This is a genomic window from Actinomycetospora sp. NBRC 106375 (assembly GCF_030269665.1).
In the GTDB taxonomy this organism is placed as follows: domain Bacteria; phylum Actinomycetota; class Actinomycetes; order Mycobacteriales; family Pseudonocardiaceae; genus Actinomycetospora.
This window is the reverse complement of record NZ_BSTS01000014.1, coordinates 131,219-143,081: the sequence shown is the minus strand read 5'-3', so window position 1 is coordinate 143,081 and position 11,863 is coordinate 131,219. Positions and strand designations below refer to the sequence as shown.

Sequence of the window (11,863 nt, the reverse complement as noted above, 5' to 3'; positions counted from 1 at the left end):
CGACGGCGCGTCGCCGATCGTGGACGCCTCGCTCGCTCTACCGTGTGACAACTGCGACACGAGTGAACGAGGGTGCGGGGGTGACGTGCTGGCCGAGCGACGGCGGGTGATCCTGCGGCAGGTCATCCGTCCGCCCTACGTGTACCGGTGGGCCGGCCTCGCGGTGGCGGGCGCCCTGTTCGTGGGCACCTCGACCGCCGTCCTCGTCGACCCCCGCCCACCCCTGGTCCTCGCCGCACCGACGTGGGCGTCCTGGAGCGCGCTCCTCCGGGGTACGTCCGAGGACGCCGGCCCGCCGCCCGACCGGGGGCACCGGTTCGGCGACGCGCGCCCGCACGTCGGCCCGGGGCTCCTGTCGACGGTCGAGAGCGCCGCGCCGGGCTCCCGGACCGTGGCGCTCACGTTCGACGACGGCCCGTGGCCCGAGAGCACGCCGGCCGTCCTGGACATCCTCGACCGCGAACGGGTCCCCGCGGTGTTCTGCATGATCGGCCAGCAGGCGAGCGCGCACCCGGACCTCGTCCGGCGCGTGGTCGCCGAGGGCCACCGCCTGTGCGACCACACGCTCACGCACGACCCGACCGTCGCCACCCGGCCCGCGCCGGAGATGGACGTCCTGCTCGCCCACAGCCGCGACACCCTGCTCGCCGCCGCGGGACCCGGCGCGACCGTCGACTGGTTCCGTGCGCCGGAGGGCCGCTGGACGCCCACGCTGCGGGACGCGGTCGCGCGGGCCGGGATGCGCCCCCTCGGCTGGTCGGTCGACCCGCTCGACTGGACGCGACCGGGCACGTTCGCGATCGAGCACCGCGTCGCGGCGGGGGCGCACCCGGGGGCGGTCGTCCTGATGCACGACGGCGGCGGGCGGCGCGAGCAGACGGAGTCCGCCCTCGCCGATGTCATCGCCGATCTCCGCGACGCGGGCTACACGTTCGTCTTCCCGACGTAGGTCAGGAGGCGGCGACCGCCTTCGACTGCTCGACCGCGAGGCGGTCGACCAGGTCGTTCATCTCGTCGCCCGAGTGGCCCTTCGTCCACCGGAAGGAGACGTCGCCACGGTCGTTGACCATGGTGATCAGCGGCTCCCACAGGTCGCGGCTGACGACCGGCTTCTTCGCGCTCGTCACCCACCCGCGGGCCAGCCAGCCCCGCCACCACCCGTCGCGGAAGCAGTTCACGACGTAGGTCGAGTCGCTGACGACGACCAGCGGGCCCTCCAGGGCGCGCACGGCCTCGAGCGCCGCGCGGATCTCCATGCGCTGGTTGGTGGTGCCGGGCTCGCCGCCGCTGTCCTGCCGTCCGTCACGGGTGGCCCACGCCCAGCCGCCGGGGCCGGGGTTGCCTGAGCACGCGCCGTCGGTCCACACCTCGAGCGCGCCCTCGGCGGCCGGCATGTCCGGCCGCGGGGCCTTCGCGGGCTTCGTCGCCGCGGTCGTCGACGGTCGCTTCGCCGACGAGCCGGCGGCGGTGCCGGCGGTGTCGGCGCATTCCGCGTGCGCCCAGCGCTCCCCGGCGCGCGCGATGCTCTCGCCCGGCGACACGGCCCCGGCGCAGACCCCGCAGGTGGTGGCGTACTTCGCGGTCATCGGCACCGGGCCAGGCTAATCGGCGCCCCGCCCGGCCCGTCCCGGGCGCCCGCGCGACACCGCCGTCAGCTCCTCCGAGACCCGCCAGATCCGCTGCGCGTCCTCGGCGCTGCGCAGCGGCGCGTAGAGCTCCTGCTCGGCGGGCGGGCCGCTGAGGTTCCCGAGCCCGCTCGGCCCGTAGAGGCGGCCGCCGCGCGCGTCGGCGGACGTCGCTGCGTACAGCGCCGGCAGCGGCGCGGTGTCCAGCGACCCGAACAGGATCCCGCGCGCGGACAGGGCGCGGATGACGCGCCCACCCGGGGTCGGCCGGTCACGGCCGATCTCCGGCCGGGCGGTGAGCAGGTTGGTCGGCGCCACGCCGGGGTGGGAGAGGTTGCTGGTGATGCCCCAGCCCTCGTCGCGGCTGCGTCGGTCGAGCTCGAGGGCGAACAGGCCGAGCGCGATCTTCGACTGCCGGTAGGCGCGCATGCCGTCGTAGCGCCGCTCGGCGTTCAGGTCGTCCCAGTCGATCGCTCCCGAGCGGGCCGCGATGCTCACCTGCGAGGTCACCCGTGCCCCGCCCGCCCGCAGCAGCGGGAGGAGATGGGCGACGAGCGCGACGTGCCCGAGGTGGTTGGTGCCGAGCTGCAGCTCGAACCCGTCGCCGGTCGTCTGCCGGTCCGGCGGGGTCATGACCCCGGCGTTGTTGATCAGGAGATGGACGGGGCGGCCCTCGTCCCGCAGGATCGTGCCCAGCGCGGCGACCGAGGCCAGCGAGGACAGGTCCAGGGTGCGCAGCGACACCGCCGCGCCCGGGGTCCGCTCGCGGACCGCGGCCACCGCGGCCTCGCCCTTGCGGGGGTTGCGGACGGGCAGGACCACCTCGGCCCCGGCGGCGGCGAGGCGGGTGGCGAGGCGGAGCCCGACGCCGTCGCTCGCGCCGGTGACGAGGGCGCGCTTCCCGGTCAGGTCGGGCACGGTGATGTCCGGTCGTGTGCGTGGCATGACACTGAGCCTCGGCTGTCGCGGGAACGGCATCCACGGCCTCCGGAGCCACGGATCGGCAGGCCGTGGCTCCGGGGCGGGGCCGGCGGTAGGAACGACGTCGTGATCGATTGGACCGGGCTGGCGGAGTTCCTGCGGCGCCGACGGGAGTCGCTGCAGCCCGAGGACGTGGGGCTCCCGCGGGGGCAGCGCCGCCGGACCGCGGGGCTGCGGCGCGAGGAGGTCGCGGCGCTCTGCCACATGTCGACCGACTACTACGCGCGGATCGAGCGCGAGCGCGGGCCGCAGCCCTCGGAGCAGATGATCGCCGCCATCGCGCAGGGGCTGCATCTCTCGCTCGACGAGCGCGACCACCTCTTCCACCTCGCCGGGCACCGGCCGCCCCAGCGGGGTGTCGTCGGCGAGCACGTCAGCCCGGGGATGCTCCGCGTGCTCGACCGCCTCGGCGACACCCCCGCGGAGATCGTGACCGAGCTCGGCGAGACGCTGCGCCAGACCCCGCTCGGCGTGGCGCTCACCGGCGACACGACGGTCCACGACGGTGCCGCCCGCAGCATCGGCTACCGGTGGTTCACCGACCCCGCGACCCGGGCGGTGTACGCCCCGGAGGACCACGCGTTCCTCTCCCGGATGTTCGCCTCGGGGCTGCGCGAGGTCGTCGCCCGCCGAGGACCGGGCTCACGGGCCGCCCACCTCGCCGACCTCCTCCTCGCCGGCAACGAGGAGTTCCGCACCGTGTGGGACGACCACGAGGTCGGCATCCGGCCACGGGACGTCAAGCGCTTCGTCCACCCCGAGCTCGGCCGTCTCGAGCTCACCTGCCAGCAGCTGCTCGACCCGGACCGCTCACACGCGCTGCTGGTCTACACCGCGGTGCCGGGCAGCGAGAGCCACGAGAAGCTGCAGCTCCTCGCCGTCATCGGGGGGCAGACCCTGTCCTGACACGCGGCGGCGCGCCTACGGTGGGAGCTCCCTCACCGTCGAGGAGCCCCGGGAGGCGCCGTGGAGCGTCCGATGCTGCGTCCGGCCGCGAGCTACGAGGAGCTCTGGCGCCAGGTCGACTTCGCGACCCTGGCGATCCCGGAGCGGTTCAACCTCGGGGTGGCGTGTGCCGACCGCCAGGACCCGGAGGCCCGGGCGATCACCGTCGTCGAGGTGGACCGCACCTCCCGCGACCACACCTTCGGCGAGCTGACCACGGCGTCGAACCGGCTGTCGAACGCGCTGACCGCGCTCGGGATCGGGCGCGGCGACGTCGTCGGGCTGGTCAGCCCGGCGTCGTTCGAGACCGGCGTCGGGTTCGTGGCGATGTTCCGGATGGGCGCGATCGCCCTGCCCCTGTCGTCGCTGTTCGGACCGGACGCGCTGCGCTACCGGCTGCGCAACGCCGGCGCGAAGGCCGTGGTGACGGCCGCGGCGAACGCGGAGCGGGTGCGCGAGGCGCTCGACGACGGCGGCGAGCAGGTCCCGCTGCTGGTGATAGACGGGGTGGGCCCGGAGTCCTGGGACGACGCGCTGGCGGCGGCGTCGCCGGAGTTCACGCCGGTGGACACCGCGGCCGAGGACCCGGCGTTCCTCATCTACACCTCGGGCACCACCGGCGACCCGAAGGGCGCGCTGCACGCCCACCGGATCGTGTTCGGGCACCTGCCGGCGTTCGAGGCGATCTACGAGTTCTACCCGCAGGCCGGCGACGTGCTGTGGTCGCCGGCGGACTGGGCCTGGATCGCCGGGATCATGGACATCCTCGTGCCCGCCTGGTTCCACGGCCTGCCGGTGGTGGTGGACCGCCAGCCGGCCTTCACCGCCGAGCGCGCGGTGTGGCTGATGCGCGAGTTCGGCGTCACGCTGACGCTGCTGCCGGCCACTGCCCTGCGGATGATCCGCGCGGCGGGGATGGAGGGCGGCGGGTTCGCGTACCGCTCGATCGGCTCCGGTGGCGAGGCGCTGGGCGCGGACCTGCTGAAGTGGAGCGAGGAGTTCTTCGGCGCGACCGTGAACGAGGGCTACGGGCAGACCGAGCTCAACGCGTGTATCGGCAACTGCTCGTCGGTCTACCCGATCCGCCCGGGGTCGCTGGGCAAGGCGCTGCCCGGGTTCACCGCGGTCGTGCTCGGCGACGACGGCGAGCCGGTGCTCGACACGGTCGGCGAGCTGGCCCTCGACCGCCGGACGCCGTCGACGATGCTCGAGTACTGGCGCAACCCGGAGGCGACCGCGGAGAAGTTCCACGGGAATTGGCTGCTCACCGGCGACCTGGCCCGCCAGGACGCCGACGGCTACGTGTGGTTCGAGTCCCGCAAGGACGACGTCATCAACTCCGCCGGCTACCGGATCGGCCCCGGCGAGATCGAGCAGAGCCTCGGCGGGCACGACGCGGTCGCGATGGCGGCGGTGATCGGCGTCCCGGACGAACGGCGCGGGCAGGTGCCCAAGGCGTTCGTCGTCCTGCGCCCCGGCGTCACCGCGTCCGACGACCTCGCCGACGAGCTGCGCGCCCACGTCCGGGCGCGGCTCGCCGCCCACGAGGTCCCGGCCGCGATCGCCTTCCTCGACGAGCTGCCCCGCACCACCACCGGCAAGATCCTGCGCCGGGCGCTCCGGGAGGACTGAGGGTCCCCGCCGGAGCGCCCGACCACGGAACGATCAGCGCTCGGTCGCCCGGATCGCCTCACGGATGATGTCGGCGGACTCCTTGGGGTGCGACAGCATCACCACGTGCGAGGAGTCGATCTCGACGGTCGTCGCGCCGGCCCGCTGGTAGCCGAACCGCTCGACGTCGGGGTTGATCGAGTGGTCCGATGTGGACACGATCCCCCAGGACGGCTTCGTCTTCCACGCGGCGGCCGAGGCGGGCTCGCCGAACGCGACGGCCGCGAGCGGACGCTGCGAGACCGCGATGACCTTGGTGGTCTCCGTGTCGAGATCCTGGGCGAACACATCGTGGACCTTGGCGGGGTCGACCGAGAGCTCGACGCCGGTCGTGCCGTCGGGCAGGGGGTAGTTGCCCTGCACGAGCGCGGTCGCGAGCGGGGAGTCGGGGAAGCCGCCCTGGAGCTCGCCGAGGCTCTCGCCCTCCTGCAGCGCATAGCCGGCGAGGTAGACCAGGGCGCGGACGTTGTCCTCGACCCCGGCCACGGTGATCACGGCGCCGCCGTAGGAGTGCCCGACGAGGATCACGTCGCCCTCGATCTGGCGGACCACCGACGCGATGTAGGCGGCGTCGCCGGAGAGGGAGCGGTTGGGGTTGGCCGGGGCGACGACGGGGATGCCGTCGGCGAGCAGCTCGGGGATCAGGGTGCGGAAGCTGGAGGCGTCGGCGAAGGCGCCGTGGACGAGGACGACGGTCGGGGTGGCCATGGTCAGTTCTCCTGGGTGAGGGCGAGGGCGTCGGAGAGGAACTCGCCGCCCATGCGGACGGCTCCGCGGGCGGCGTGGGTGTCGCGCATGGCGTCGACCATCACGAAGTCGTGGATGATCCCGCCGAAGCGCACGGCGGTGGTCGGGACGCCGGCGGCCCGCAGCTTGGCCGCGTAGGCCTCGCCCTCGTCACGGAGGACGTCGGCCTCGGCGACGATCACGAGGGCCGGCGGCAGGCCGGCGAGGTCGTCGAGGGTGGCGCGCAGGGGGGACGCGGTGATCTCGGCGCGCTGCGCGGGGTCGGTCGTGTACTGGTCCCAGAACCAGTGCATGCCCTCGCGGGAGAGGAAGTAGCCGGTCGCGAACTGCTCGTAGGACGCCGTGTCGAAGCCCGCGTCGGTGACCGGGTAGTACAGCAGCTGTGCCGCGATCGACGGGCCGCCGCGCTGCTTGGCCATCAGGGTGACCGCCGCGGTCATGTTCCCGCCGACCGAGTCGCCCGCCACCGCGATGCGGGTGCCGTCGATGCCCTGCTCGGTGCCGTTCGCCGCGATCCACTGCAGGACGGTGAAGACCTGCTCGATCGCCGTGGGGTAGCGCGCCTCGGGGGACAGGTCGTAGTTCGTGAAGACCACGGCGGCGTTCGCCCGGACGGCGAGCTCGCGGACCAGGCGGTCGTGGGTGTGGGCGTTGCCGAACACCCAGCCGGCCCCGTGGGTGTAGAGGAGGGCGGGCAGCGTGCCGGTGGACCCGGCCGGCCTGACGATGCGGATCGAGACCTCGCCGGTCGGGCCGCCGGGAACGGTGAGGTCGGTGATCTCGGCTTCGGGGCGCTCGACCCCCGCGCCGTTCTGGACGTCGTCGACGGCCTTGCGGCCCTCGACGGGTCCGAGGTCGTAGAGGAAGGGCGGTTTCGCGGTGGCGTCGGCGAAGTCCTGGGCGGCCTGCTCGAGCACAGGCGTCGGTCGATCGGTCATCGGGTCCCTCTCGCGCCGGGGTGACGGAATGCGACCAGCATGCGGGCGTGTGTCCCCCGTTCGGTATCGGTCGACCGACCGGTCTTGGCGCTCTGTGTCGCTCGATCGAGGAACCGTCGACCGACCGATGCGCCCGGGACGTCCGAGGGCCGAGGCCGGACGCATGACCGAGCTCTTCCCCGCGCTCCCGTACGAGGACTGGATCCCGACCCGCGAGACGCTGCACCGCTTCGCCCAGATCGTCGGGAAGGTCCGGCTCGCGGCCAGCCCGCGCCGCAACCACTGGTGGAACGTCCCGCTGCACCTGTCGGGGCGGGGACTCACCACGCGGCCGATGACGGTCGACGGTGCGCGGATCTTCTGCCTCGACCTCGACCTCGTCGACCACCGGCTCGACCTGACGACCGCCGACGGCGGCCGCTGGTCGTTCTCGCTGCGTGACCGGTCCGTGGCGTCGTTCTCGACCGACCTCACCGCCGGGCTGGCGGCACTGGACCTGCCCGTGGTGATCGCCGATCCCCGGCCGTTCGACCTCCCCGATCACGAGCGCCCGTTCGCCGCCGACACCGAGCACGCCACGTACGACCCCGGCGCGGTCACGCGCTACTGGCGGATCCTCGGGCAGGTCAACCTGCTCCTCGAGCAGTTCGCCGGTCGCTACAGCGGCAAGACCAGCCCGGTGCACCACTTCTGGCACACCTTCGACATCGCGCTGACCCGGTTCTCCGACCGGGTGATCGGCCACGGAGCGGAGACCGATCCGGTCACCCGCGAGGCCTACTCGCGCGAGGTGATCAGCTCCGGGTTCTGGTTCGGCGACCCGACCTTCCCCGAGCCGGCGTTCTACTCCTACACCGCGCCGGAACCCGACGGACTCCCGTCCGCCGCGCTCTCCCCGCCGTCCGCGAGGTGGCTCGAGAAAGGCGGCGCCCATCTGGCCGTGCTGACGTACGCGGACGCCCGGGCCACCGCCGACCCACGCGCCACGGTGCTCGACTTCTACGAGACCGCCTACGACGCCGGGGCGGTGCGCGCGGGTTGGCCGGCGTCCGACCTCGCGTGTGCCGGAGGTGTCACCGATCCGGTGCTCGCTACGTCTCGGGCAGCTCGCCCAGGAACTCCCGCAGCTGGTGCCGTCCGCTGACCCCGAGCTTGGGGTAGGCGTTGTGCAGGTGCGACCCGACCGTGCGGGGCGAGAGGTAGAGCTGCTCGGCGATCTCCCGGTTCCGCAGGCCGCGGGCTGCCAGGATGACGATCTCCCGTTGCTGCGAGGTGAGGGCGGCCAGCGGATCGGTGGGTGGCGACGACGCGCGATCGGCGCCCCCGCTGGCCCGCAGCTCCCCGCGGGCCAGACCGGCCAGGCCGGCGGCGCCGAGTCGGACGAAGGTGTCGTGCGCCGAACCCAGCAGCGGCCTGGCCTCGAGCGGACGACGGCGCCGACGCAGCCACTGGGCGTACTGCAACCTCGCGAGCGCCCGCTCGAGGGGCCACTGCTCGCCGGCCGGATCGATGACCGCGAGGCGATGGCTGCGTTCGACGGTCGTGTCCGGCGTGTCCTCGTCGGCGAGCAGGGCCTCGGCGCGGTGGAGCAACAGCCGCAGTCGCGTGGTCGGGCGTTCGCCGACCCGGGCGCGCACCGCGGCGACGATCGGCGCGGCGACGTCCTGGGCTCCCACGGCGCGGGCCGCGTCGGCGAGGTCGGCGATCGACCGGGCGGACAGGAAGAAGTGGCGGGGCTCGTCGCGCGGGGCGAAGAGCGATTGCAGGTGACGGAAGGCGGCGTCGCGGTCGCCCGCGGCGGCCGCGGCCAGCCCGGCGGCACGCAGCAGACGCGCATGGGTGGCGCGGTTCTCGTCCAGATCCACGGCCGTCCACGCGGCGGGATCGACCTCGGCGCCGGGCAGGCCGCGGCGGGCGGCGAGCTCGGTGCGCAACGCGGCGACGTCCGCTTCGGCGTACCGGTGGCGGTGCACCACCGCCAGCTCGCCGATCTCGTCGAGCAGCGTCGTGGCGTCGCCCCACCGACCGGTGTCGATCATCGCCGAGGCCATGGCCGGCAGGCACATCACCACCATCCCGAGAGCGCCTTCCGCGCCCAGCGCGGAGCGCGCCCGACGGAAGGCGTCGAGGGCGAGGTCCGGCGCGTCGGCGAACCACGCGGTGCTGCCGAGGCACAGCAGGCGGGCCACGTCCGCGGGACCGTCGAGCGGTCGGTGGACCGCGGCCCCGGGGTCCTCGAGGATCCGGTGTGCGTCCGGGTCGGGGCGGAGCTGTGCGCGGATGCTCTCCATCATCGCCGGGTGCGCGGCCGGCGGGAGGAGACCGGAGGCCTCGACCGGAGGGGCGGTCGGCGCGCGGGCGAGCAGGGCGGCGACGCGGCCGCCGTGCTCGGGGAGCCCGGACTGGACGTGGACGGCGGACAGCACGCCGGTGAGCGCGACCGTCGTGCTCGCCCGGCGCGGCCGCCGTCGCGTGAGGGAGTCGTCGAGGAGCGAGAACGCCTCCCGTTGGAGCCCCGACAGGCACAGACCGTGCCCGGCGGCGGCCGCTGCGGCTCCGAGCAGGTCGGGGTCGTCGGTGAGCCGCAGGAGCTCCTGGTGGAGCTCACGGATCCACGCCGGATCGCCGTAGTCGTCGGCGGCCGCGAGGGCCAGGGTGTAGCGGCGGGCCCGTTCGTGGGTGTCGGGCGTCCGCTCGGCCGATCGCTGCAGCGCCCGAGCGGTGGCGTGGACCCCGCCACGCTTCCGGGCGAGCGTCGCGGTCTCCTCCAGCGCCGCGGCCACGGACTCGTCCGGCGCGATGGTGGCCTCGGCCAGATGCCAGGCGCGCCGGGCGGGATCGTGGACGAGGGCAGCGGCGAGGTCGCGGTGGGCGCGCGATCGCAGGCCGGCCGGTGCGCCCTCATACGTGGCGGCACGGACCAGCGGATGCCGGAAGGCCACCGAGTCGCCGCCGACCACCACCAGCCCCGCCTCCTCGGCGGGTGCCCACCCGGACAGGTCCTCGCCCGTCCCGGCGGCGGCCACCGTCGTGGCGAGGTCCTCCTGTGCCGCCGCCGCGGCGTAGACGAGCAGGCGGCGGGTGGGCTCGGGGAGACGCGCCAGCCGGTCGGAGAACATGTCCTGGAGCCGGGCGGGGGCTGCCAGACCCGCCCGCGCCAGCCCGCCCTCACGGGCGACGACGCTCGCGAGCTCGACCAGGGCCAGCGGATTGCCGCCCGCCTCGGCCAGGACGTCGAGCCGGGCGCGTCCGGTCGGTGCGTCCGGGAGGCTGTCGAGCAGGCGCGCGGCGTCGACGTCGGGCAGGGGTCCCAGCGAGATCGCCGGGACGCCGGCCTCGATGCCGGCGGGTCGCACCGTCGACCGGGCGGCGATCACCACCGCGAGCCGCTCGGTGGTGAGCCGTCGGAGCACGAAGGTGAGGACCTCGCAGGTGTCCCGGTCCACGAGCTGGACGTCGTCGACGACCAGCAGGAGCGGCCGCTGCGTCGCCACCGCCCCGAGGAGCCGCAGCACCCCGGTCCGAACCGCGGCGGCATCCACCGGCTGCTGGTCCGCGACGAGCCCGACGGCGGCCCGCACCGCGCGGGCCGTGCTGGCGGGCAGAACGGAGAGCTGCGGGAGCAGCGGCGCGAGGAGCTGGTCCAGCACCGCGAACGACTGCTCGGCCTCGGCGGCGCACCCCGCGCCCGCCACGACGGTCATGTCGCGCGTGCCCGCGCGCACCGCGGCGGCGTGCAGCAGGGTGGTCTTCCCGGAACCCGCCTCGCCGAGCAGCAGCAGGGTGCGGGGCCCGGACAATGCGCCGTCGACGACCTCGTGCACCGCGCGGGTCTCGTCCTCCCGGCCGACGAGGTCCACGGGTCCTCCTCGGGCGCCGCACGGTTCGGCCTCCCAGTGTCGCCCAACCGGGGTGTTCCGCGACACCGTCCGACCATGGAAGCGCGTCATACGGGCGCCCTACGCTGATCGCGGAGAGGGGACGGGACGAATGGGATCCGAGGAGGCCGGTCGGTGGCCGGAGCTCGACCCGGTCGTGGCGCGGCTCGTGCGCTCCTCGGCCGGTCCGCCGCACCTGCACGACCTGGGCCCGGACGACGGCCGGCTCGCCCTGTCGGAGTCCCAGGGTTACGCGATGGACGATGCGGCCCGGTTCGGCGTCGCGCCGGTGGGTCCGTCGGGGCTGGTCGGCTTCTGGACGGTCCGCGCCCCGGCCGGGCCGGCGGCTCCCCCGGTGGTCGTCTACCTCCACGGCGGGCGGTGGATGCTCGGTGATGCCCACACCCACGCGCGGCTGATCCGGGACCTCGCGGCCGCGTCCGGTGCCGCTCTCGTCGTCCCCGAGTACACCCGCACACCCGAGGCGCGCTATCCGGTCGCGGTGGAGGAGACGTCCGCGCTCCTCGCGTGGGTGGTGGAGCACGCCGAGGAGCTGGGCGTCGACGGGCGGCGGGTCGCCGTCGCGGGCGACTGCGCGGGCGCGACGATCGCCACGGCCCTCGCCGTCGTGACCGCGCGTCGCGGGGGCCCGCGCCTGCGTGCCCAGCTGCTCTATTACCCGTTCGTCGACGACCGGTGCGACGCGGCGTCCCACCGCGAGCTCGGCGACGACTATCTGCTCACCCGTCGGGAGGCGCTCTGGTACTGGAGCCAGTACGTCCCCGACCCGACGGATCGCGCCGCGCCCTCGGCGGTCCCCGCGCGCGCCACCACGACCGACCTTGCGTCGATGCCGCCGTCACTCGTGATCACCGCCGAGGCGGACGTGCTGCGCGACGAAGGGGAGCGGTATGCGGACCGTCTGCGTGCCGCCGGCGTCGCGGCCTCCGCGTCGCGCTATGCGGGCACGGTCCACGACTTCGCGTCGCTGCGCCCGCTGGAGGGCATCCCGGCCACCCGTGCGGCGGTCGCCGAGGGCGGGGCCTTCCTGAGTGCGGCCCTCGCCGTCCACGACTGA

10 protein-coding genes are annotated in these 11,863 nt (G+C 74.7%); 5 read left to right on the top strand and 5 right to left on the bottom strand.

Translation table 11 applies throughout. The annotated features are described in order from the left end of the window. Positions 1 to 85: 85 nt before the first annotated feature. Positions 86 to 949, top strand: a complete 864-nt coding sequence (locus tag QSK03_RS22860) for a polysaccharide deacetylase family protein (RefSeq protein WP_285657093.1) — start codon at positions 86 to 88, stop codon at positions 947 to 949. A 1-nt stretch (position 950) separates the two neighbouring features. Here QSK03_RS22860 and QSK03_RS22855 read toward each other — a convergent pair whose 3' ends face one another. After that, entirely contained in the window at positions 951 to 1,586 is a 636-nt protein-coding gene (locus QSK03_RS22855; RefSeq protein WP_285657149.1) for a ribonuclease H family protein, read from the bottom strand. A gap of 15 nt (positions 1,587 to 1,601) precedes the next feature. Beyond that, on the bottom strand, positions 1,602 to 2,570 hold the full coding sequence (locus tag QSK03_RS22850) for an SDR family oxidoreductase (RefSeq protein ID WP_285657091.1): 969 nt from the start codon (positions 2,568 to 2,570) through the stop codon (positions 1,602 to 1,604). Between the two features lie 102 nt (positions 2,571 to 2,672). On the opposite strand from QSK03_RS22850, the gene QSK03_RS22845 reads away from it, so the two are divergent. Together QSK03_RS22845 and QSK03_RS22840 are read left to right on the top strand one after the other, a co-directional pair. Then, entirely contained in the window at positions 2,673 to 3,512 is an 840-nt protein-coding gene (locus tag QSK03_RS22845) for a helix-turn-helix transcriptional regulator (protein ID WP_285657089.1), read from the top strand. Positions 3,513 to 3,572: 60 nt separating this feature from the next. Then, entirely contained in the window at positions 3,573 to 5,183 is a 1,611-nt protein-coding gene (locus QSK03_RS22840) for an acetate--CoA ligase (RefSeq protein ID WP_285657088.1), read from the top strand. A gap of 33 nt (positions 5,184 to 5,216) precedes the next feature. Here QSK03_RS22840 and QSK03_RS22835 read toward each other — a convergent pair whose 3' ends face one another. Both QSK03_RS22835 and QSK03_RS22830 read right to left on the bottom strand, forming a co-directional pair. After that, positions 5,217 to 5,930, bottom strand: coding sequence for an alpha/beta fold hydrolase (locus tag QSK03_RS22835; protein ID WP_285657086.1), 714 nt, complete (start codon positions 5,928 to 5,930; stop codon positions 5,217 to 5,219). Positions 5,931 to 5,932: 2 nt separating this feature from the next. Then, positions 5,933 to 6,907 carry an alpha/beta hydrolase gene (locus tag QSK03_RS22830; protein ID WP_285657084.1) on the bottom strand — a complete coding sequence of 325 codons (975 nt, stop codon included), beginning with the start codon at positions 6,905 to 6,907 and terminating at the stop codon, positions 5,933 to 5,935. Between the two features lie 163 nt (positions 6,908 to 7,070). On the opposite strand from QSK03_RS22830, the gene QSK03_RS22825 reads away from it, so the two are divergent. Further along, the gene (locus QSK03_RS22825; protein ID WP_285657082.1) at positions 7,071 to 8,051 is read left to right on the top strand and encodes a DUF5996 family protein; all 981 of its coding nucleotides are present in this window, start codon (positions 7,071 to 7,073) and stop codon (positions 8,049 to 8,051) included. Here the strand turns inward: QSK03_RS22825 and QSK03_RS22820 are convergent. Then, complete coding sequence (locus tag QSK03_RS22820) at positions 7,999 to 10,767, bottom strand: helix-turn-helix transcriptional regulator (RefSeq protein ID WP_285657079.1); 2,769 nt, start codon at positions 10,765 to 10,767, stop codon at positions 7,999 to 8,001. The genes QSK03_RS22825 and QSK03_RS22820 overlap by 53 nt on opposite strands. A 130-nt stretch (positions 10,768 to 10,897) precedes the next feature. Between QSK03_RS22820 and QSK03_RS22815 the strand changes: the two genes are divergently transcribed. After that, positions 10,898 to 11,863: an alpha/beta hydrolase gene (locus QSK03_RS22815; RefSeq protein ID WP_285657078.1), complete on the top strand. Its 966-nt coding sequence runs from the start codon at positions 10,898 to 10,900 to the stop codon at positions 11,861 to 11,863.

Bases quoted from the DNA above. Each gene is read 5' to 3' on its own strand.
- QSK03_RS22855 (WP_285657149.1), bottom strand. From the start codon at position 1,586: ATGACCGCGAAGTACGCCACCACCTGCGGGGTCTGCGCCGGGGCCGTG.
- QSK03_RS22850 (WP_285657091.1), bottom strand. From the start codon at position 2,570: ATGCCACGCACACGACCGGACATCACCGTGCCCGACCTGACCGGGAAG.
- QSK03_RS22835 (WP_285657086.1), bottom strand. From the start codon at position 5,930: ATGGCCACCCCGACCGTCGTCCTCGTCCACGGCGCCTTCGCCGACGCC.
- QSK03_RS22830 (WP_285657084.1), bottom strand. From the start codon at position 6,907: ATGACCGATCGACCGACGCCTGTGCTCGAGCAGGCCGCCCAGGACTTC.
- QSK03_RS22825 (WP_285657082.1), top strand. From the start codon at position 7,071: ATGACCGAGCTCTTCCCCGCGCTCCCGTACGAGGACTGGATCCCGACC.
- QSK03_RS22815 (WP_285657078.1), top strand. From the start codon at position 10,898: ATGGGATCCGAGGAGGCCGGTCGGTGGCCGGAGCTCGACCCGGTCGTG.